We start from the raw sequence: 22,012 nt of genomic DNA on the forward strand, positions 1-22,012 counted from the left end.
GCGCCCGCGCCACCCCCCGCGGCCGCCGGCGCGCCCGCGCTCGGCTGGTCGACGGCGCCGCTCGACGCCTCGGCCCTGGGGCTGATCGACGGGCAGGTCTCTTTCGCCGCGCAGTCGGTCGACCTGGGCACCACCCTGCTGGGACCGGTGCGTACCTTGATCAGCATCGACCGTTCGCGCGCCGTGGCCGATCTGCAGGAGGTGCACGCCTTTGGCGGCGTGCTGCTGGGGCAGTTCATCGTCAACAACCGCTCGGGCCTGTCGGTCGGCGGGGACATCAAGGCCAACGGCGTCGAACTCGCCCGCCTGCTGTCGGACCTGGGCGGGATCACCCGGTTCACCGGCAAGGGCAATGCGGCGGTGAATTTCCTGGGCGTCGGCCCCTCGGTCGCGGCAATCATGAATTCGCTGTCGGGCAATGGCGCCATAGATTTCGCCAAGGGCACGATCCTGGGCATCGACCTGGACCGGCTGATGCGCTCGGGCGAGGTGGGCGGCGGAACGACCGTCTTCGACCGTCTGGCGGCGGGATTCCGGCTGGAGAACGGCAACCTGCTGAACGATGACCTGGTGCTGGAGGTCGGCTCGATCCGGGCGGGCGGCAAGGGCCGCGTGGGCCTAGGCGCGCGGGATATCGACTATACGGTCACCCCGGTGGCGATGGAGGCCCGCGACGGGCGCGGCATCGCCATCCCCGTCCGGGTGCGCGGCCCCTGGAGCAGCCCGCAGATCACCCCCGACCTGGAGGCCGCGATCCGCCTGAACTTTGCCGAGGAGCGCAAGGCGCTGGAGGACAAGGTGCGCGACGAGGTCGGCCGCAAGGTGGGCGAGGAGCTGGGCGTGACCCCGAACGAGGGGGAAAGCCTGGAAGACGCGGCCCGGCGCAAGCTGGAGGAAGAGGCCCGCAAGGGTCTGCGCAACCTGCTGAAGCAATAGCGGCGGTCGCGCGGTCGCGGCGGCGGGCGGACGTTACAGCGCCATCCCGTTGGGCCGGCGCGCGACAAAGGCCAGGTTGTTGGCGGGCATCTCGACCACGCGGTCGAGCTCCAGCCAGTTGGCGTGCAGCATCTCGATCACGTCGAAATCGTCCTTGTAGCCGGTCCGGGGATCGGCGGCGACAAGCTGGGCATGGAACCGGGCATCGCCCTCCGAGGTCAGCTCTCCGGCGCGTTTGAACGGGCCGTAGAGGACAAAGATGCCGCCGGGGGCCAGGGCATGGGCGACTTCCTCGATCAGGGTGTCGGCCTCGCTGCGCGAGATCAGATGCAGCAGGTTCGACAGGAAGATCAGGTCCTGCAGCCCGTGCCGCGTGGCCCAGCCATGCGTGACCGCGTCGATCTGCGCGGCACGGCGGATATTGCCCAGCCCGGTGTCGGCGGCATAGGCGTCGATCGAACGGCGGCGCGCCGGGTCGATTTCCGAGGGCTGCCAGCTGAGGCCGGGCATCAGCCGCGCCAGCATCGCCACATGCTGCCCGGTGCCCGACGCGAGCTCCAGCGCGCGGCCATGGGTCGGGGCGACGGCCTGCATCAGGTCGCCGATCGGTTCGGAGTTGCGCGCGGCGGCCGGGGCGAAGAGCCTGTCGCCTTCGGCGCCCTGCGCGAAATCGCGGGTCACGGGGTGATCGGGGTGGGCGGGATGATTTTCGGCCATGGGCTAGGTCAGTCTTTTGGGGTCGAGCGCGGTGACGACGTTGGCAGGCAATTCGGACGGGCGGCCGGACAGGAGGTCGGCGGCAAGCTGGCTGGCGGCGGGCGCGGTCTGGAAGCCATAGCCCCCCTGGCCGGCCAGCCAGAAGAATTCGGGACGACCCGGATCGCGGCCGATGACCAGCGTCCGGTCGGGGGCGAAGCTGCGCAGCCCGGCCCAGGAATGTTCGACGCGGGTGACCGGCTCGGTCACCATTTCCTCGTACCGGGCGAGGCCCTCGGCCAGGACCATGTCGTCGGCCCAGGCATCATGCGCCTCGGTCGGGTCCTCTTCGGAGGGCGAGACGATCAGCTTGCCGGCGTCGGGCTTGGCGTACCAGCGTTCGCCCACGGCGTCGATGAAGGGCCAGTCGCGGGTGTCGTGCCCGCCCGGTGCCGGGATCCGCGCCATCGAGCGGCGCCTCGGCACGATGCCCAGCCGGGTCACGCCGGCCAGCTCGGCCACATGGTCGGCCCAGGCACCCGCGGCATTCACCAGCGTCGCGGCCTGGAAATCCTCGTCCCCGCTGCGGACGATCCAGCGCCCGCCCTCGAACCGGATCGCGTCGATACGGGTCTTCAGGCGGATCTCGGCCCCGCCGGCGCGCGCCCGGCGCAGGAAGTTCTGGATCAGCAGGTCGGTGTCCAGGTCATAGGTATCCTCGCGCATCGCCGCGCGGTTGCAGGTCAGCGGGTTCAGGATCGGGACCATCCCGCGCGCCTGACCCATCTCGATCCGGTCCAGCCCGAAATCCGTGGCCTCGGCGGCAAAGGCGTCTTCCTCGCCCGGCCGCCCGACCAGCAGCATCGCCCTTGGCGTCAAAACGCCGCCATCTGAATGTGCATGGTGATCTGCACTCGCCTCGTTCAGCGCCCGCACGGTCGCGTTACCGTATTTCTCAAGGAACATGGCGGCCGAACGTCCCGAGGCGTGATAGGCCAGCGCATCCTCGGCCTCCAGCAGCAGCACCCGGCCCGTACCGGCCAGACGTGCCGCCGCCGAGACACCCGCGATGCCTCCGCCAACGATCAGGAAATCGGCTTCGTTCCTCCCCATATGAGACAATTTGCCACGACTTCCGCCGGACTAGAAGCCTCGTTGACCTGAGGGGAGGTATCCGGAAATTGCATGGCTCTTGCCACATCCGGGGTACGACTCGCGGCCTGCCTTCTTCCGTATCGGAAAAATCGGCTGCGCGGGATCGCCGTCAGGCGCCGGGGGCGCTGTCGTCGCCGGGGGTGTCGGTCTTGCGGGCGGCGGCCTTCAGCCGCTCGACCAGCTCTTCCTTGGACGCGCGCCCGCCCTGCTGCTTGCGGTCGGAACCCCAGGCGTTGTGTTCGCGGTGTTTCGGCGCGCCCTTCGGGCCGCGCTGCCCGCCAGATTTCGAATAGTCCATCGAGGATCTCCATGTCCGTTCGCCGGACGGCCCGCAATGCCCGAAAACCCCGTGCCGGGCAAGAGGCGCCCGCGCGCTTCGCCGGGGGCCGACCGCCGCCATCGCCAACTGCGGGCAGCGGGCGGCGACGTGCGGCAAGGGAAAGACGCCCGCCGGATGCGGCGGGCGTTCCTGTCTCTCAACCCGGCGCGGTTACTGCGGGATGTCCCCGGTCAGCCCTTCGACGTAGAAGTTCATGCCGGCCAGCGTGCGGTCATCGGCGGTCTCGCCCTCGGCCAGCCAGTCGCTGCCGTCCTGCTTCTTCAGCGGGCCGGTGAAGGGGTGGTACGCGCCCGAGGCGATGCTGTCCTTCAGCGCGAGGGCCTCGGCCTTGACCTCGGCGGGCACGGCATCCGTGATCTCGCCGATGCCGACCATGCCGGGGCCGATGCCGTCCCAGGTCATCTCGCTTTTCCAAGTGCCGTCCATGACCGCCTTGACCTGCTTGATGTAGTAGGGCGCCCAGTTGTCGATGATCGACGAGATCCGCGGCTTCGGCGCGAATTCCGCCATGTCCGAGGCCTGACCGAAGGTATAGACGTTGCCCGCCGCTTCCGCAGCCGCCTGGGGCGCGGTCGAATCGGTGTGCTGCAGGATCACGTCGGCGCCCTGCTCGATCAGCGTGCGCGCGGCGTCCGCTTCTTTCGCCGGGTCGAACCAGGTGAAGGCCCAGACGATCTTGAACTCGACGTCCGGGTTCACCTTCTTCGCGTGGATATAGGCCGAGTTGATGCCGCGGATCACCTCGGGGATCGGGTAGGACCCGATGTAGCCGATGATGTTGCTTTCGGTCATGCGGCCCGCGATCGTGCCCTGCACCGCGCGACCTTCATAGAAGCGTGCGGAATAGGTGCCGACGTTCGGCGCGGTCTTGTAGCCGGTGGCGTGCTCGAACTTCACGTCGGGGAATTTCTTCGCGACGTTGATGGTCGGATCCATGTAGCCGAACGAGGTGGTGAAGATCAGCTTGGCGCCGTCCAGCGCCATCTGGGTCATCACCCGTTCCGCATCCGGCCCTTCGGGCACGCTTTCGACGAACACGGTCTCGACCTTGTCGCCGAATTCCGCCTCGACCGCCTGACGGCCCTTGTCGTGTTCGTAGGTCCAGCCGCCGTCGCCGACGGGGCCGACGTAGACGAAGCCGACCTTCACCTTGTCCGAATGGCTGGCCGCGTGGACGCCGCCGGTCAGGGCCAGGGCGAGCGCCATCGCGGCGGTCCCGAGGAACGTTCTTCTGAGCATGTTGATGTCTCCCTTGTTGGTCTCTTGCGTGAGTGTGACGCCCTATTGCGAGGCGTGGAAGATCCGGCCGAGCGAGGCCGGCGCGCGGCTCCGGTCGGCGGACATGACGACGAGCACCAGAATGGTGATCAGATACGGGCTGATCGACAGGTATTCGACGGGAATGGCAATACCCGCCGCCTGCAGGTTCAGCTGCAGCACGGTCACGCCGCCGAACAGCCAGGCGCCCAGCAGGACGCGCCAGGGCTTCCACGAGGCAAAGACCACCAGCGCCAGCGCGATCCAGCCGGCGCCCGCGGTCATGCCCTCTGTCCATTGCGGGACGCGGATCAGGCTGATGTAGGCCCCGCCCAGCCCCGCGCAGGCGCCGCCGAAGGCGATCGCCATCAGCCGGATCAGCTTGACCTTGTACCCCAGGGCATGTGCCGCGTCGTGGTTCTCTCCGACCGCGCGCAGGATCAGGCCGGCGCGGGTGTATTTCAGGAAGGCCCAGACCGCCGCGACCAGCGCGAACGAGAAATAGACCATCACGTCGTGCGAGAAGAGGATGCGCCCCACGACCGGCAGATCGCTCAGCACCGGGATGTCGAGCGTCGCGCTGGCCGGCGGCTTGATCCCGACGTAGCCCCGCCCAAGCTTCGACGACAGGCCCAGCCCGAACAGCGTCAGGGCCAGACCGCTGGCCACCTGGTTGGCCAGCGTGGCGAGCGTCAGGAAGGCATAGAGCAGCGACAGCGCCGCTCCGCCCGCCGCCGCCGCGAGGAACCCTGTCAGCGGCGAGCCGCTCTGGACCGCCGCCGCGAAGCCGCAGATCGCGCCGGTGATCATCATCCCCTCGACGCCGAGGTTCAGCATGCCGGATTTCTCGGCCACCAGCTCGCCGATCGCCGCCAGCAGGAAGGGCACCGCCGCCACGATCAGCGAGGCGACCAGCAGGACGGGATTGATTGCGGACAGGTCCATCAGGCCACCTCGCGCCGGGTCAGCCGCAGCCGGTAGTTGGTTAAGACGTCGAAGGCCAGCAGGAAGAACAGCAGCATCCCCTGGAACATCTGGATGGTCGCCGCCGGCAGCCCCTGCGCCGATTGCGAGATGCCGCCGCCCACATAGGTCAGCGCCATCAGCAGACCCGCCAGCAGGATCCCCACGGGGTGCAGCCGCCCCAGGAAGGCGACGATGATCGCGGTGAAGCCGTAGCCCACGTTGAAGTCGATCGAGATCTGCCCCGAGGGGCCCGCCACCTCGAACATCCCCGCCAGCCCGGCCAGCGCCCCCGAGGCGCCGAGGCAGAAGACGACCAGCCGCGCGGGCACCACGCCCGCGAAGCGCGCGGCGCGCGGGGCCTCGCCGGTCAGCCGGATCTGAAAGCCCAGCAGGTGCCGGTTCAGCAGCACATAGGCGAAGATCACCGCGATCAGCGCCGCCGCGACGCCCCAGTGCATGCCGGTGCCCGCCACGATCTCGGCATTGTGGGCCGAGGGGTACTGCGCCAGGTTGCGGCTGCCCGGAAAGCCGTAGCCCTCGGGGTTCTTCAGCAATCCCAGCGACATGGAGGCGAGGATCTTCTCCGCCACATAGACGAGCATCAGCGAGACGAGGATCTCGTTGGTCCCGAACACCACCTTCAGCGCCGCCGGGATCATCGCCCATAGACATCCGCCGAGCGCCCCGCAGATCACCATCAGCGGAAAGATGAACCAGCCCTCCATCGGGTAGAAGGCCAGCGCGCAGCCGGCCCCGGTCAGGGCGCCGATGATGTACTGCCCCTCGGCGCCGATGTTCCAGATCCCGGCCCGGAAACCCAGGCTCAGGCCGATGGCGATCAGCACCAGCGGCGCCGCCTTCACCAGCAGCTGCGGGCGGTAGAACGACGCATGCTGCCCGAACAGCGGATCCCAGAAGATCGTCCGGATCACGGCCACCGGATCGGTCCCGTCCAGCGCGAACAGCAGCCCGCCTGCGAGGATCGTCGCGATCACCGCCACCACCGGCGCGCCCCAGGCCCAGGCCCGCGACGGCTGCCGCCGTTTCTCCAGCTTCAGCATCGCCCGCCCTCCGCATGCCCGGGTGCCCGGCATTCGCCTTCCCCGGCTCCCGCCCCGTCACCCGCACCCGCGGCGGACCCATGCGCATCCCCCCGCTTCATCTCGTCAGAAATACTCCCGCCGGAGGCATCGCGTCCGAAGGCCACCCCTTGCGGGTGGAATTCGGCCGCGATCCCCCGCGCGACGCCATCGGGCGGCGCAACGTCACACATGCGCCACCTCCATCCCGTGCGCCCCGCCCATCATCAGCCCGATCGCCTCGACCGTCAGCCCCTTCGCCGGCACCACCTCGCTCAGCCGCCCCTCGTTGAGCGCGGCAAAGCGGTCCGAGACCTCCATCAGCTCGTCCAGATCCTGCGAGATCACGATCACGGCGGTCCCGCCCTCGGCCAGGTCCAGCAGCGCCTGCCGGATCACGGCGGCGGCCATGGCATCCACGCCCCAGGTCGGCTGGTTGACCACCAGCACCTCGGGCCGCTGCATCACCTCGCGCCCGATGACGAATTTCTGCAGGTTCCCGCCCGACAGCGAACGCGCCGCATTCTCCGGCCCCGGGGTGCGCACGTCGAAGCGCTCGATGATCGCCTCGGCAAAGCTGCGCGCCTTGCCCCATTTCAGGAACCCGTTCGACACCAGCCCCTCGCGTTCCGCCCCGGTCAGCAGGGCATTTTCCGTCAGGCTCATGTCGGGCGCGGCCGCATGGCCCAGCCGTTCCTCCGGCCCCGTCAGCAGGCCCAGGCGACGCCGCCCGTTCGGCCCCAGGGCGCCGATCTCGCGCCCCTCGAACACCACCATCCCCGGCGCGCTCGTGATCTCGCCGGACAGCGCGGCCAGCAATTCGTCCTGCCCGTTCCCGGCCACCCCGGCCAGCCCCAGCACCTCGCCCGCCCGCACCTGCAGGGTGATCTCCTTCAGCGCGGTTCCGAATTGCGTGGGCGCCGCCGCGCTCAGCCCCTTCAGCTCCAGCTTGACCTTGCCCGGCAGCTTGCCCGCGCGCTCCGGCACATGCAGCTCGGTGCCCACCATCAGCTCGGCCATCTCGCGCGCCGTGGTCTCGCGCGGCACGCAGGTCGCGACCTTCTTGCCAAGCCGCAGGATCGTCGCCCCGTCGCAGAGCGCGCGGATCTCCTCCAGCTTGTGCGAGATATAGAGGATCGAGGTCCCCTCCGCCGACAGCTTGCGCAGCGTCGCAAAGAGGATGTCCACCTCCTGCGGCGTCAGCACCGAGGTCGGCTCGTCCATGATCAGCAGCTTCGGATCCTGCAGCAGGCAGCGCACGATCTCGACCCGCTGCCGCTCGCCCGCCGACAGGTCGCCCACGGTGCGAAACGGGTCCAGCGGCAGGCCATAGGCCTCCGAGACCTCGCGGATGCGTTTGGCCAGGTCCCGCATCTCGGGCGGGTCCGCCATGCCGAGCGCGATGTTCTCGGCCACGTTCAGCGCGTCGAACAGGCTGAAATGCTGGAACACCATCGCCACGCCCGCCGCCCGCGCGGCCTTGGGTTCGGCCGGGGCGAAGGGCTTGCCCATCAGGGTCATCTCGCCCGCATCCGGCTTGACCAGCCCGTAGATCATCTTGACCAGCGTGGATTTGCCCGCGCCGTTCTCGCCCAGCAGGGCATGCACCTCGCCGCGCCGGATGTCGAAGCCGACATCGGCATTGGCCACCACGCCCGGATAGGCCTTGGTCAGCCCCCTGAGCGACAGAAGTATGTCCGTCCCCGTCACGCGATCTTCCCTTGCCGGGCGTCTTGGCGCGCCCCCGATCCCAACCCATGTGCCAGTATGCAGGTGGCCACGCCCACGGCAATCGCCTGCGGGTGCTTGCCCAAAGACGGGTCACCGATGGGGCAGTCGATGCGCGAAATCTGCGCATCCGCATGGCCCATGCCCGACAGCCGCCGCCGGAACCGCGCCCATTTCGTCGCCGACCCGATCAGCCCGCAGCGCCCGAAACCCCGCCGCAGCAGCGCATCGCAGAGCGCCAGATCCAGCGCATGGGAATAGGTCAGCACCAGGTGTTCGGCCTCGACCGGCGCATGGGCCGCCAGCAGGGCCGGATCGGCGGCGGGCACCACGCTCACGCCCTCGGGCGGGGTGTCGGGAAACCGGTCGGCCCCGGTGTCGACCCAGGTGATCGCCAGCCCGGGCAGGGGGGACAGCACCGCCACCAGCGCCCGGCCCACATGGCCCGCGCCCCAGATCCAGATGTTGCGCCGGGGCCGCGCCACCGGCTCGGCCAGCCAGCCCTCCACCAGCCGTGTCGGCGCCTCGACACCCTGCGCCCGGGCCTCGGCCAGCATGCGCCGGATCTCCAGCGGCATCTCCCCGGCCCCGGCCTCCACCGGGCGGGCGACAACCTCGCCCCGGGCGCGCTCCAGCAGGTCCGCATCCACCGCTTCCAGCACCAGCGTCACCGCCCCGCCGCAGCATTGGCCCAGCTCGGGGCCCAGGGCCCGGTGCAGCACGCGCGGCGCCCGCAGCCCGGCGCGGGCCAGGCGGATCGCCTCCAGCTCCAGCGCGCCGCCGCCGATCGTGCCCTCGAACCCCTCGGCCCAGACGGCCATCGCCGCCCCGGCCTCGCGCGGGGTCGAACCGCGCACCCCTGCCACCACGACCCGGACCACCGGCCCGTGGGCAGCGGCCAGCGCGCTCAGCCTGTCCGCGTCAAAGGCCATCGCGCACCCGCATCACCGCGGCCAGCACCTTCTCGGGCGTGGCGGGCGCATCCAGCGCGGGATAGGAGGTCCCGCAAGCGGCCACCGCGTCAGACAGGGCCATCAGGACCGAGATCCCCAGCATGAACGGCGGCTCGCCCACGGCCTTGGAGCGATAGATCGTCTCCTCGCGGTTGTCCCCGTCCCAGAGCGCCACGTTGAAGATGTCCGGCCGGTCGCCGCAGGCCGGGATCTTGTAGGTCGAGGGCGCATGCGTCCGCAGCCGCCCCCTGTCGTCCCAGACCAGCTCCTCGGTTGTCAGCCAGCCCGCGCCCTGGACAAATCCGCCCTCGATCTGGCCGATGTCCAGCGCCGGGTTCAGGCTGCGCCCGGCGTCGTGCAGGATATCGGTGCGCAGGATGCGGTACTCGCCCGTCAGCGTGTCGATCACCACCTCGCTCACCGCCGCGCCATAGGCAAAGTAATAGAACGGCCGGCCCCGCCCGGCGATGCGGTCCCATTCCACCTTGGGCGTGCGGTAATAGCCGGTGGCCGACAGGCTCACCCGGTTCTGATAGGTCAGCGCCGCCGCCTCGGCAAAGCTCATCTCCGCCGCGCCCGCCCTGACACGGCCACCGGCAAAGATCACCTCAGACGGGGCCACCTGATGCAGCCGCCCGATCAGCTCGGCCATGCGCCCGCGGATCGTGTCGCAGGCGGCCTTCACCGCCATGCCGTTCAGATCCGACCCGGAGGAGGCCGCCGTGGCCGAGGTATTCGGCACCTTGCCGGTATCCGTCGCGGTGATCTTCACCGCCCCGGCGTCGATACCGAACCCCTCGGCCGCCACCTGCTGCACCTTGCGGAACAGGCCCTGGCCCATCTCGGTGCCGCCGTGGTTCATGTGGACCGACCCGTCCTGATAGACATGCACCAGCGCGCCGGCCTGGTTCAGATGGGTCAGGGTGAAGGAGATCCCGAATTTCACCGGGGTCAGCGCGATGCCCTTCTTCAGGATCGGCTGGCCCTCGTTCCAGGCGGCCACCTCGGCCCGGCGCTCGCGATACCGGCTTTCCTGCGCCAGGGCATCGGTCATGGCGTTGATGATGCAGTCCTCGACCGGCATGCCGTAGGGCGTCGTCTGCACCCCGCCCGGTGCCGCCTGCACCACATCGGGGCCCACAACCGCCGCCGCCCCGCGCGAGGTCAGCTCCTCTTCCGGTCCGCCCGTCTTCATCTCGTCGGAAATACTCTCGGGGGGAGTCCCGGCCTCGCCGGGACGGGGGGCAGACAGCCCCCCTCCGCGGCCGGGGCCGGCGGCACCGGCTGCCATATCGGCCGCGTCGGTGTAGAAATTCACCCGCTTCACCTCCAGCGGGTCGCGCTCCAGCACATGGGCCACGTGATCCACCACCCGCTCGATCCCCACCATGCCCTGCGGCCCGCCAAAGCCGCGAAAGGCGGTGGCGCTGCACATGTTGGTCTTCAACCGGTGGCTTTCGATCCGGCAGGCGGGCAGCAGATAGGCATTGTCCGCATGCAGCATCGCCCGGTCCGCCACCGGCAGCGACAGGTCCTGCGACCAGCCGCAGCGGGTATAGTGCACGAAGTCGACGCCAAGGATTTTTCCCGTCGCATCGAACCCCACCGTGTAGTCGATGCGGAAATCGTGCCGCTTGCCGGTGATGATCATGTCGTCATCCCGGTCATAGCGCATCCGGCAGGGCCGCCCGGTCAGCCGCGAAACCACGGCACAGGACACCGCCAGCGCATTGCCCTGACTCTCCTTGCCGCCAAAGCCGCCACCCATGCGGCGCATCTCGACCCGGACGGCGTTCATCGGGGTGCCGATCGCCTCGGCCACCTTGTGCTGGATCTCGGTCGGGTGCTGGGTCGAGGAATAGACCAGCATGTCGCCGCCCTCCTGCACCACGGCGGCGGCGGCCTGGCCCTCCAGGTAGAAATGCTCCTGGCCGCCGATCTCGAACCGCCCCCGGGCGGTCAGGGGCGCGGCGGCGATGGCGGCGCGCGCGTCGCCCTTTTCATAGATGCGCGGCCCGTCCTCGAACCGGCTGTTCGCCGCCAGCGCCGCGTCGATGGACAGCAGCGCCTCCATTTCCTCGATCTCGACCTTTGCCAGCGTCGCGGCCTTGCGCGCGGCCAGGTGGCTGTCGGCGGCCACGATGAACAGCGGCTGGCCGACGTAGAACACCTCGGCGACGGCCAGCAGCGGCTCGTCATGGATCGAGGGCGAGACGTCATTGGCAAAGGGCAGGTCATCCGTCGTCAGCACGGCCGAGACGCCGGGCGCGCGCCTCACCGCCGCCAGGTCCAGCGAGACGATGCGCCCCCGGGCGACGGGGCTGGTGCCGAATGCCAGGTGCAGCGCACCGGCGGGCAGGGGGATGTCGTCGACATAGCGGGCGGCGCCGGTGACATGCAGTTCGGCGCTGTCATGGGGCAGGGGGCGGGCGACGCTCATGCCGACACCGCCCGCACACGGGTCTGCGCGCCGAGGTCTTCCAGGTAGTACCGGATCAGCATGTTGCGCGCGGTTTCCAGCCGGTAGGAGGCCGAGGCGCGCATGTCCGACAGCGGCTGGAAATCCTCTTCCCACGCGGTCCAGGCCAAGGCGATGGTGTCGTCGTTCCAGGGCTGGCCGGTCAGCGCCGCCTCGACCGCTCTGGCGCGTTTGGGCACCCCTGCCATGCCGCCGAAGGCGATGCGCGCCCGGGCCACGCGCCCCTCGTTCACATGGATGTTGAAGCAGCCGCAGACGGCCGAGATGTCCTGATCGAACCGCTTGGACAGCTTGTAGCAGGCCAGCCGGTCGGTCTGGCGCGGGATCGAGACGGCCTCGACGAACTCGCCCGGCTGGCGGTCCTGCTTGCCGTAGTCGAGGAAGAAGGACTCCAGCGGCATGCTGCGCCGCTCGGCCCCGCGCCGCAGGTGCAGCGTGGCGCCAAGCGCGATCAGCGCAGGCGGCGCATCCCCGATGGGAGAGCCGTTGGCGATATTGCCGCCGATGGTCGCGGCGTTGCGCACCTGCACGGATCCGAACCGCGACAGCATCGCGGTGAAATCCGGGTGCATCGGGATCAGTGCCCGGGCCATGTCGGTGATCGAGACACCGGCGCCAAAGGTCATCTCGCGCCCCGAGATGCTGATCTGTTTCAGGTCGCGGCAGCGCCCGACAAAGGCCAGCGGGCCAAGGTCCTTCAGCCCCTTGGTGACATGCAGCCCCAGGTCGGTCGCGCCGCCGACGATATGGCCCTCGGGATGGGCCAGGCACCAGTCGGCCAGCGCGTCCGCGCTGTCGATCACGGCGGCGGCGCCTTCGGTCAGGTCGTCCTCGGCCGGGCCGACGGGGGCGGGCGCGATGCGGCCCAGGAAATCGTCGGGCGTCTTTTCGGCGCGGGCGGCCTCGGCGGCGCGCACGATGGGGGCATAGCCGGTGCAGCGGCAGAGGTTGCCCGCCAGCACCGCGTCCACATCCTTTTCGCCCGCGGCATGGGCCACCGCCAGCGACATCACGATGCCGGGCGTGCAGAACCCGCATTGCGAGCCGTGGTGCGTCACCATCGCCTTCTGCACCGGATGCAGGCTGCCGTCGCGGCTGGCCAGCCCTTCGACCGTCACCACGCTGCGCCCGTGCAGCTGCGGCATCAGCAGGATGCAGGCATTCAGCGCCCGCAGCCCGGAGTCGTCGCGGATCATCACCGTGCAGGCGCCGCAATCGCCCTCGTTGCAGCCTTCCTTGGTGCCGGTCAGGGCACGCTCCTCGCGCAGCCAGTCCAGCAGGGTGGTCTGAGGGTCCACCCCGGCCAGATCGACTCGTTCTCCGTTCAGGTGAAAGGAGATCTTCATGTGCTATACCGCCGCCTTACCCTGTTGGGCCGGAAAGTTGCGTCCCCGATGCGGCATAAGGGGCGCGCGGCCTGCTGTTTTTCCAAGGAAACCCGGCAGGTGGCCATATTGCAAGTCTTTCGTCGCCTGCCCGGCGCCGCCATGCCCGCGCTGTGGCTCCGGATGCGCAATCGCTGGACGCTCGGGCCTTGCGCCCGTTTGGTGCAGGGTCCAGAACCGGCGCATGTTGCAGGCGATCCACCATGTCCAGCTGGCCATGCCCGAAGGGGGCGAGGACCTGGCGCGCGGTTTCTACTCCGCCCTGCTGGGCCTGCCCGAGGTCGCCAAGCCGCCCAGGCTGGCGGCGCGGGGCGGCTGCTGGTTCGAGACGGGCGCGTTGCGCGTGCATCTGGGGGTCGAGGGCGATTTCCGCCCCGCCCGCAAGGCGCATCCGGCCTTTGCCGTGACGGATCTGCCCGCCCTGGTGGCGCGGCTGGAGGCGGCGGATGTCGCGGTGCTGCCCGATGACGCCATCCCGGGCGTCGCGCGGGTCTATGTCGCCGATCCCTTCGGCAACCGGATCGAGCTGATCGGCACCTGACCCACTCCCCGGCGGGACCGCCCGGGGGGCGGCGTCCTGCCCGGCCAGTCCAATTCCGCCGGTGGTGCAAATCCCTGGCTTCCCGGTCCCGGCGGCCCAAGATATGGTGTGACCATGACCAGCGAACCGCGATTCATCCACCTGCGCACCCACACCGAATATTCCCTGCTGGAAGGCGCGGTGCGGCTGAAGAAGCTGCCCGCGCTCTGCGACAAGATGCAGATGCCGGCGGTTGCGGTGACCGACACCAATTCGATGTTCTGCGCGCTGGAATTCTCGGTCACCGCCAGCGGGGCCGGGGTGCAGCCGATCCTGGGCTGCCAGGTCGATCTGTCCTACCTGCCTGTGGTGCCGGGCCAGCAGCCCAAGCCCCCCGCGCCCGTCGTCCTGCTGGCGCAGAACGAAGAGGGCTATGAGAACCTGATGCGGCTGAGCACCTGCCTTTACGTCGACAAGGGCGGGCAGGAGCCGCAGGTCACCATCGACGAGTTGCGCGAGTTTTCCGCCGGGCTGATCTGCTTGTCGGGCGGCCCGGACGGCCCGGTGGGCCTGTTGCTGCAGGCCGGCCAGCGCCCCGCCGCGCAAGAGCTGATGGACACGCTGGCCGCGATCTATCCCGACCGGCTCTATGTCGAGCTTCAGCGCCATCCGGGCGAAGGCGGCGCGCCGGACAAGGAGCGGCTGACCGAACGCGGCTTTGTCGAAATGGCCTATGCGATGGATCTGCCGCTGGTGGCCACCAACGACGTCTATTTCCCCGAGACGAAGATGTACGAGGCGCATGACGCCCTGATCTGCATCGCCGAGGGCGCCTATGTCGACCAGCAGCAGCCCCGCCGCCGCCTGACGCCGCAGCATTATTTCAAGTCGCAGCAGGAGATGGTGACGCTGTTCGCCGACCTGCCCGAGGCCATCGAGAACACCGTCGAGATCGCGAAACGCTGCGCCTACAAGGCGCCCAAGCGCGATCCGATCCTGCCCAGGTTCGCCGATGACGAGGTCGAGGAACTGCGCCGCCAGGCCAAGCAGGGGCTGAAGGACCGTCTGGCGGTGATCCCGCCTGCCGCCTCGGTCGAGGATTACGAGAAGCGGCTGGAATTCGAGCTGGGGATCATCGAGGGGATGGGCTTTCCCGGCTACTTCCTGATCGTGGCCGATTTCATCAAATGGGCCAAGGATCACGACATCCCGGTGGGCCCGGGCCGTGGGTCGGGGGCAGGTTCGCTTGTGGCCTATGCGCTGACGATCACCGACCTTGACCCGCTGCGCTATTCGCTGCTGTTCGAACGGTTCCTGAATCCCGAACGGGTCTCGATGCCGGATTTCGACATCGACTTCTGCATGGACCGGCGCGAGGAAGTGATCCGCTACGTTCAGGAGAAATACGGCCGCGACAAGGTGGGCCAGATCATCACCTTCGGTGCGCTTCTGTCCAAGGCCGCGGTGCGCGACATCGGCCGGGTGCTGCAGATGCCCTATGGCCAGGTCGACCGCCTGTCCAAGATGATCCCGGTGGAGGGCGTCAAGCCCGTCAGCATCGAACAGGCGCTGGCCCAGGAGGAACGCCTGCGGGCCGAGGCCAGGAACGAGGAGGTCGTGAACCGCCTGCTGGAATACGGCATGCAGGTGGAGGGGCTGCTGCGCAACGCCTCGACCCATGCCGCCGGGGTGGTGATCGGGGACCGGCCGCTGGACCGGCTGGTGCCGCTCTACCAGGATCCGCGGTCGGACATGCCGGCGACGCAGTTCAACATGAAATGGGTCGAACAGGCCGGGCTGGTGAAATTCGACTTCCTGGGCCTCAAGACCCTGACGGTGATCCAGAACGCCATCGAGCAGATCCACGCGGGCGGTCGCGACCTGCATGTGGCGGCGGACGGCACGCGGCTTTACGAGCCCGCGCCGGGGGCCGAGAACCAGATCAACGCCATCCCGCTGGACGACGAGAAGACCTACGACCTTTACGCCCGGGCCAAGACGGTGGCGGTGTTCCAGGTGGAAAGCTCGGGCATGATGGATGCTCTGAAGCGGATGAAGCCGACCTGCATCGAGGATATCGTCGCGCTGGTGGCGCTCTACCGGCCGGGGCCCATGGAGAACATCCCGGTCTATTGCGAGGTCAAGAACGGGCTCAGGGAACGCGCCTCGGTCCATCCGCTGATCGACCATATCCTGGAGGAGACGCAGGGCATCATCGTCTACCAGGAACAGGTGATGCAGATCGCCCAGGTCATGGCGGGCTATTCGCTGGGCGGCGCCGACCTGCTGCGCCGGGCGATGGGCAAGAAGATCAAGGAGGCGATGGACGCCGAACGCCCCAAGTTCGAGAAGGGCGCGGGCGAGAACGGGGTCGAGAAGAAGAAGGCCTCGGAGGTCTTCGACCTGCTGGAGAAATTCGCCAACTACGGTTTCAACAAGTCCCACGCGGCGGCCTATGCGGTGGTGTCCTACCAGACCGCCTGGCTGAAGGCGAACCACCCGGTGGAGTTCATGGCGGGCGTCATGAACTGCGATATCCACCTGACCGACAAGCTGGGGGTCTATTTCGAGGAGCTGCGCAAGGCCCAGGGCCTGCCCTGGGTGCCGCCCTGCGTGAACCGCTCGGATGCGGCGTTCAAGGTCGTGAACGGGGAACTGGTCTATGCCCTCGGCGCGCTCAAGAACGTCGGGCTGGACGCGATGCGGCTGGTGGTCGAGGGGCGCAGCGGCGTCCCGGCCCCGGGCCGGGACCCCTCGGGTCAGGCGGCAGGTCAGGGCGCGGCCCCGGGTCAGGCCCGGGGCACCACGGGCAAGCCCTTCGTCAACCTCTACGACTTCGCCCGGCGGGTGGAACTCAAGCGCGTCGGCAAGCGGCCGCTGGAGATGCTGGCGCGCTCCGGCGCCTTTGACCAGCTCGACCCGAACCGGCGGCGGGTGTTCGACAGCCTCGATGCGCTGGTCGCCTATTCGGCGGCGGTATGGGAGCAGAAGACCTCCAACCAGGTGTCGCTTTTCGGCGATGCGGGCGACGACCTGCCCGAACCGCGCCTGGCCCCGGTGGACGACTGGCTGCCCGCCGAACGTCTGGCCGAGGAGTTCAAGGCGGTGGGCTTCTATCTCTCGGGCCATCCGCTGGACGATTACATGGGCCCGCTCCGGCGCAAGGACATCAAGACGCTGGACGAGGTGGCGCGCCTGGCCGAGGGCGGGCCGCTGCTGGCCAAGATGGCCGGCGTGGTGGCCGGGCGGCAGGAGCGGAAGTCGGCGCGGGGCAACCGGTTTGCCTTTGCCCAGCTTTCGGACCCGTCCGGCGCCTATGAGGTCACGATCTTCTCGGACACGCTGGAAACCGCACGCGAGCACCTGGACAACGGCTCCAAGGTGGTGCTGACGGTCGAGGCGACGATGGAAAGCGATCAGCTGAAACTGCTGGCCCGCTCGGTGGTGCCCATCGACGGGGTGGTCGCCGATGCCGGCGCCTCGGGGCTGCGGATTTTCGTCGAAAATCCGGGCGCGATCGCCGCCGTCGCCTCGGTGCTGGACGGGGCGGCGCAGACGGTGAAGGCCGGGCGGGGGCCGATCCGCTTCTGCCTGATGGATCCGGCCCTGCCGGGCGAGGTGGATATCGACACCGGTGCCGAATACCCGGTCACGCCGCAGATCAAGGGCGCGATCAAGAGCCTCGGCGGCGTGATGGCGGTCGAGGAATTCTGAGCGGATGACAGCCGGCCCGTGCCCCCTTCCCGGGCCCTCCCGGCCCGCGGCATGGCCCTGCGCCGACGAATGGTGTAGGCCAATGCAATGAATTGCTCCGGGGGGATTCGTCCGTGACGCGTATTGTCATGATCTTCGTGTCGTGCCTGCTGCTGGCGGGCTGCGGCGACCCGCTGGACCGCGTCGACAAGCTGTCCGACCTCGACATGCCCGCCGATGCGCCCAAGGTCGGCGTGCTGGCGCCCGAGGACGCCCCCGGCATCCTGACAGAGGCGCGCGCGGCCGCCGCGGCCGAAGCCGCCACCGAGGGCGAGACTCAGCTTGCCTCGGCGGCCGCGACGGACACGCGCGGGGGCCTTTTCGGCATCTTCAGGCGTTCCGGCCAACAGCCGCCCGCCAGCGACGGGGCCGAAACCCTGGCCGGTGGCGCGACCGGCGCAGGTGACGACGCGGCCCCCGTGGTCCAGGCCGCCATGCCCGCCGGCGAGTCCCCGGCCGCCACCGCTGCCCCGCAGCGCGCGGGCGGCGGCGGTTTCCTCGGCGGCCTGTTCGCCGGCGGCGGCGCAACCGGCAGCGGCAGCGGCAGCGGTCTCGACACGATGGAGGTTCAGCCCGGCACGATGCTGCCCTTTGGCCAGGTCGCCAAGGTCTGCGGCCTGTCGCGCCGCGAGCTGGGCAAGGAAATCGCGCGCCAGGCGCAGTTCCGCCTGCACGACAGCGTGCCCGGGTCGACCCAGCCGCATACCTTCTTCATCACCGGGTTCGACGACCGCTGTGCCCGCCAGGTCACCGGCGCGCTTGGCCTGTTCGGCGATGTGGCGATGCACGAGACCCTGCGCTACGGCCCCTCGGGCACGGCGCTGCCCTGGGGCGACACCGACCGGGCCTATGAGAAGGTCAAGCGCCAGGTCTGCGGCGTGGGCAAGAACAAGCCCTGCGGCGCACGGATCGGGCGAATGCAGAAGGATACGGTGTTCCTGACCGTTTATGAGCGGTTCGGCGACGGCTCGCGCTGGTCGAACCTGCTGCTGCATGACGGCGAGGTCCTGGCGCAGGAAATCGAGGGCTGAGACATCGCCCCGGTCGCGCCGGCCTTGCGGGCCGCGCGCTCACCAGTGCGGCGGCTTCTCGTCGCCCATGTGGACGCCCATCCCGGCCTGGCTCTCGCGTTCGGCCTCGCGTTCCATCAGCAGCTGCACCCGCCGCGTGAGCATCGCGATTTCCGTCTGCTGACGGGTCACGATGTCCGAGAGTTCGTCGACGTTTCGTTGCAGATGCGCGACTTGTTCTTCCAGTGCCAGCATGTCCCCCACTCCGCGTTTCGCGGCCCAATACTACCTCACTGACCCCAAGGGAAGCTTATCCGGAAAAACCGGATAAGCCACCTCTGTCACCCGGTTGACTTAGCGGAAGCCTGCGGACCGGGGCCGCTTGCCTGCACCGTGCCCTTCGGCTAGACCCCGCCGCGACAGCTAGCGAGGGCGCGAGATGGCCAAGGACAAGAAGACCCCGCGGCCCCGGGCGGAGACGCCCAAGGGGTTTCGCGACTACTTCGGCACCGAGGTGACCGAACGGGCGGAGATGCTTGCGAAAATTGCCGCCGTCTACCATCGCTACGGGTTCGAGGCGCTGGAATCCTCGGCTGTCGAGACGGTCGAGGCGCTTGGCAAGTTCCTGCCCGACGTCGACCGCCCGAACGAGGGTGTCTTTGCCTGGCAGGAGGCCGATGACGACGGCAAGGGCGACTGGCTGGCGCTGCGCTATGACCTGACGGCCCCGCTGGCCCGGGTCTATGCCCAGCACCGCAACGACCTGCCGACGCCCTACCGCCGCTACGCCATGGGCCCGGTCTGGCGCAACGAGAAGCCGGGGCCGGGGCGGTTCCGCCAGTTCTACCAGTGCGACGCCGATACCGTGGGCACCGCCTCTCCCGCGGCGGATGCCGAGATCTGCGCGATGCTGTCGGATTGCCTGGAAGAGGTCGGCATCCCGCGCGGCGACTATGTGGTGCGGGTGAACAACCGCAAGGTCCTGAACGGCGTGCTGGAGGCCATGGGCGTCACCGACGCGGGCCAGGCCGCTGACGTGCTCCGCACCATCGACAAGTTCGACAAGGTGGGCGAGGCCGGGGTGCGCGAGCTTCTGGGCAAGGGGCGGCTGGATGCCTCGGGCGCCTATATCGACGGCGTGGGGCTGAGCGCGGCCCAGGCCGAGCCGGTGCTGGCCTTCCTGACTTCCAAGGGCGCGGATGTCGCGGCGACGCTCGCCAACCTGCGCGCGGCCATCGGTGGATCACCCATCGGGGCCGAGGGCGTGGACGAGCTGGAACAGATCGCCGCCCTGCTGGACGCGCAGGGTTATGGCGCCGACCGGATCGACGTGGATCCTTCGGTCGTGCGGGGCCTCGGCTACTATACCGGCCCGGTGTTCGAGGCCGAACTGACCTTCGAGATCCTCGACGACAAGGGCCGCAAGCGCCAGTTCGGCAGTGTCTCGGGCGGGGGGCGCTATGACGACCTGGTGAAGCGCTTCACCGGCCAGTCCGTGCCCGCGACGGGCGTCTCCATCGGCGTCGACCGCCTGCTTGCCGCGCTGCGCGAAAAGGGGCGGATCGGCGGCGCGGCGCAGGGGCCGGTGGTGGTGACCGTGATGGACCGCGACCGGATGGCCGATTACATGCAGATGGTTGCCGATATCCGCAATGCCGGGATCCGGGCCGAGGTTTACCTGGGCAACCCCAAGAACTTCGGCAACCAGCTCAAATATGCCGACCGGCGCGGGTCTCCCGCCGCGGTGATCGAGGGCGCGGACGAAAAGGCGCGCGGCGTGGTGCAGGTCAAGGATCTGATCCTGGGCGCGAAGATCGCCGAAAACGCCACGCTGGAGGAATGGAAGGAACGCCCCTCGCAGTTCGAGGTGCCGCGCGGCGAGCTTGTCGCCAAGCTGCGCGAGATCCTGGCCGGAGAAGGACAGGGCTGATGCCGGTCACGACACCCTATCGCGCCGCCGCCCGGGCCGAGGCGGCCCGCCTGCGCGCGCTGTTCGAGGCCGAGGGGGCGCTGCCGGTCGAGGCGGCGATCCTGCAGCCCGCCGACCTGCTGCTGGATCTTTACGGAGAGGACATCCGCGCCCGCGCTTATGTCACCTCGGACGCGATGCGGGGCGAACAGATGCTGCGCCCGGATTTCACCGTTCCGGTGGTGCAGATGCATATGGACGGCGGGGCCGAGCCCGCGCGCTACTGCTATTGCGGAGAGGTCTTCCGCCGGCAGGAGGACGACCCCGAGCGGGCCAACGAATACCTGCAGGCGGGGTTCGAGCTGTTCGACCGCGACAATCCCCCGGCGGCGGATGCCGAGGTCTTTGCCCTGTTCCAACGCATCCTCGCGCCGCTGTCGCTGAGGGCCGCGACCGGGGATATCGGCATCCTGACGGCGGCTGTGGGCGGGCTGGCCACGACCGAGCGGCGCAAGCATGCGCTGATGCGCCATGTCTGGCGGCCCCGGCGCTTTCGGGCATTGCTCGACCGGTTTTCGGGCCGGGTGGCGCCGCCTGCGGCGCGCCTGGCCATGCTGGCCGCCGCCGATCCGTTCGAAACCGCCGGCCCCGACATCGGCCTGCGCCGCCGCGCCGAGATCGAGGACCGGATCGAGGCCCTGCGCGAAGACGCCGCCGCCGCCCCGATGTCCGACCACGAGGTCGCGATGATCGACGCGGTGCTCGCCGTGCGCGAGACCATGCCCTATGCGCTGGAGCATCTGCGCGACATCGCCGTGGACCTGCCCGCGATCCTGCCCGCCGTCGATCGCCTGGCCGCCCGGGCCGATGCGCTGGCCGCGCGTGGCATCGACGTCGAGCATCTGGATTTCGAGGCCGCCTATGGCCGCACCCATATGGAATATTACGACGGCTTCGTCTTCGGCTTTTACGCCGAGGCGCGACCGGACCTGCCGCCGGTGGCCACGGGCGGGCGCTATGACGCGCTGACCCGGGTGCTGGGGCAGGGGCGCGAGATCCCGGCCGTGGGCGGTGTGATCCGCCCCGGGCTGGTGCTGGACCTCGGGGGGCTGGGATGAGCCTGAAGCTGGGTGTGCCGTCCAAGGGGCGGCTGATGGACAAGACATTCGACTGGTTCGGCGCGCGCGGCGTGACGCTGGGCCGCGCCGGGTCGGAGCGCGAATATGCGGGCCGGGTCGAGGGGATCGCGGGGGTGGAACTCGTGCTGCTGTCGGCCGGGGAGATCCCGCGCGAGCTGTCGGCGGGCCGCATCCATCTGGGCGTGACCGGCACCGATCTGGTGCGCGAAAAGCTGGGCCAGTGGGACATGCAGGTCGAAGAGCTGGCCGAACTGGGGTTCGGCCATGCCGATCTGGTGCTGTCGGTGCCGAACTGCTGGGTGGATGTCGATACGCTCGACGATCTCGACGCGGCGGCGGCGGCCTTTCGCCGGGTGCACGGCTTCCGGCTGCGGATCGCGACGAAGTACCACCGGCTGGTGCGGGACTTCCTGCGCGACAACGGGGTGGCGGATTACCAGCTGGTCGACAGCCAGGGCGCGACCGAGGGCACGGTGAAGAACGAGACCGCCGAGGCCATCGCCGACATCACCTCGACCGGCGAGACGATGCGGGCGAACCACCTGAAGCTGCTCGACGACGGGCTGATCCTGCGCAGCCAGGCGACGCTCTTCCGCTCGCGCACCGCGCCGATGGAGGCCGCCGACCGCGATGCCCTGCAGGACCTGACCGCGCTGCTGAACGTCGGCTGAGCGCGACCCCGGGGCAGGCGACGCCCCAAGGTCGGA

General features: G+C 69.3%; 18 protein-coding genes. 7 read left to right on the forward strand and 11 right to left on the reverse strand.

Translation table 11 applies throughout. The features are described from left to right. The coding region (locus GLS40_RS17420; RefSeq protein ID WP_160383832.1) for an AsmA-like C-terminal region-containing protein at positions 1-936 on the forward strand (936 nt) is incomplete at its 5' end. 33 nt (positions 937-969) lie between these two features. Here the strand turns inward: GLS40_RS17420 and GLS40_RS17425 are convergent. The 10 genes from GLS40_RS17425 to xdhA form a co-directional block, all read right to left on the reverse strand. After that, positions 970-1,653 (reverse strand): DUF938 domain-containing protein, encoded by a 684-nt coding sequence (locus GLS40_RS17425; RefSeq protein ID WP_160383833.1) that lies wholly within the window; start codon positions 1,651-1,653, stop codon positions 970-972. Between the two features lie 3 nt (positions 1,654-1,656). Further along, the gene (locus GLS40_RS17430) at positions 1,657-2,745 is read right to left on the reverse strand and encodes an NAD(P)/FAD-dependent oxidoreductase (RefSeq protein ID WP_160383834.1); all 1,089 of its coding nucleotides are present in this window, start codon (positions 2,743-2,745) and stop codon (positions 1,657-1,659) included. A 151-nt stretch (positions 2,746-2,896) separates the two neighbouring features. Next, positions 2,897-3,085, reverse strand: a complete 189-nt coding sequence (locus GLS40_RS17435) for a hypothetical protein (RefSeq protein WP_160383835.1) — start codon at positions 3,083-3,085, stop codon at positions 2,897-2,899. Positions 3,086-3,277: 192 nt separating this feature from the next. Next, entirely contained in the window at positions 3,278-4,366 is a 1,089-nt protein-coding gene (locus tag GLS40_RS17440; RefSeq protein WP_160383836.1) for a BMP family ABC transporter substrate-binding protein, read from the reverse strand. Positions 4,367-4,408: 42 nt separating this feature from the next. Beyond that, positions 4,409-5,329, reverse strand: coding sequence for an ABC transporter permease (locus GLS40_RS17445; protein ID WP_160383837.1), 921 nt, complete (start codon positions 5,327-5,329; stop codon positions 4,409-4,411). After that, on the reverse strand, positions 5,329-6,411 hold the full coding sequence (locus GLS40_RS17450; protein ID WP_160383838.1) for an ABC transporter permease: 1,083 nt from the start codon (positions 6,409-6,411) through the stop codon (positions 5,329-5,331). Before GLS40_RS17450 ends, GLS40_RS17445 begins: the two co-directional genes overlap by 1 nt. 204 nt (positions 6,412-6,615) lie before the next feature. Next, a complete protein-coding gene (locus GLS40_RS17455; RefSeq protein WP_160383839.1) occupies positions 6,616-8,139 on the reverse strand; it encodes an ABC transporter ATP-binding protein in 1,524 nt (507 codons plus the stop codon). Next, the gene (gene xdhC, locus GLS40_RS17460) at positions 8,136-9,089 is read right to left on the reverse strand and encodes a xanthine dehydrogenase accessory protein XdhC (RefSeq protein ID WP_160383840.1); all 954 of its coding nucleotides are present in this window, start codon (positions 9,087-9,089) and stop codon (positions 8,136-8,138) included. The genes GLS40_RS17455 and xdhC overlap by 4 nt, the downstream gene beginning before the upstream one ends. Further along, complete coding sequence (locus GLS40_RS17465; RefSeq protein ID WP_160383841.1) at positions 9,079-11,550, reverse strand: xanthine dehydrogenase molybdopterin binding subunit; 2,472 nt, start codon at positions 11,548-11,550, stop codon at positions 9,079-9,081. Before GLS40_RS17465 ends, xdhC begins: the two co-directional genes overlap by 11 nt. Next, entirely contained in the window at positions 11,547-12,935 is a 1,389-nt protein-coding gene (xdhA, locus tag GLS40_RS17470) for a xanthine dehydrogenase small subunit (protein ID WP_160383842.1), read from the reverse strand. Before xdhA ends, GLS40_RS17465 begins: the two co-directional genes overlap by 4 nt. 223 nt (positions 12,936-13,158) lie before the next feature. Between xdhA and GLS40_RS17475 the strand changes: the two genes are divergently transcribed. The 3 genes from GLS40_RS17475 (at position 13,159) to GLS40_RS17485 (ending at position 18,278) form a co-directional block, all read left to right on the forward strand. Next, complete coding sequence (locus GLS40_RS17475; RefSeq protein WP_160383843.1) at positions 13,159-13,515, forward strand: VOC family protein; 357 nt, start codon at positions 13,159-13,161, stop codon at positions 13,513-13,515. A 114-nt stretch (positions 13,516-13,629) separates the two neighbouring features. Then, positions 13,630-17,208, forward strand: a complete 3,579-nt coding sequence (dnaE, locus tag GLS40_RS17480) for a DNA polymerase III subunit alpha (protein ID WP_160383844.1) — start codon at positions 13,630-13,632, stop codon at positions 17,206-17,208. 113 nt (positions 17,209-17,321) lie between these two features. Further along, positions 17,322-18,278, forward strand: a complete 957-nt coding sequence (locus tag GLS40_RS17485) for a hypothetical protein (RefSeq protein ID WP_160383845.1) — start codon at positions 17,322-17,324, stop codon at positions 18,276-18,278. 39 nt (positions 18,279-18,317) lie between these two features. Here GLS40_RS17485 and GLS40_RS17490 read toward each other — a convergent pair whose 3' ends face one another. Continuing rightward, positions 18,318-18,512: a SlyX family protein gene (locus tag GLS40_RS17490; protein WP_160383846.1), complete on the reverse strand. Its 195-nt coding sequence runs from the start codon at positions 18,510-18,512 to the stop codon at positions 18,318-18,320. A gap of 184 nt (positions 18,513-18,696) precedes the next feature. Here GLS40_RS17490 and hisS point away from each other — a divergent pair, with 184 nt between their 5' ends. The 3 genes from hisS to hisG are packed head-to-tail and all read left to right on the forward strand — an operon-like array spanning position 18,697 to position 21,976. Further along, positions 18,697-20,187, forward strand: a complete 1,491-nt coding sequence (hisS, locus tag GLS40_RS17495) for a histidine--tRNA ligase (protein WP_160383847.1) — start codon at positions 18,697-18,699, stop codon at positions 20,185-20,187. Next, on the forward strand, positions 20,187-21,284 hold the full coding sequence (locus GLS40_RS17500) for an ATP phosphoribosyltransferase regulatory subunit (protein ID WP_160383848.1): 1,098 nt from the start codon (positions 20,187-20,189) through the stop codon (positions 21,282-21,284). The genes hisS and GLS40_RS17500 overlap by 1 nt, the downstream gene beginning before the upstream one ends. After that, positions 21,281-21,976: an ATP phosphoribosyltransferase gene (gene hisG, locus GLS40_RS17505; protein ID WP_160383849.1), complete on the forward strand. Its 696-nt coding sequence runs from the start codon at positions 21,281-21,283 to the stop codon at positions 21,974-21,976. Before GLS40_RS17500 ends, hisG begins: the two co-directional genes overlap by 4 nt. The last annotated feature ends 36 nt before the right edge of the window (positions 21,977-22,012 follow it).

The sequence above is a fragment of the Pseudooceanicola pacificus genome (assembly GCF_009789075.1).
GTDB classification, from domain to species: domain Bacteria; phylum Pseudomonadota; class Alphaproteobacteria; order Rhodobacterales; family Rhodobacteraceae; genus Pseudooceanicola; species Pseudooceanicola pacificus.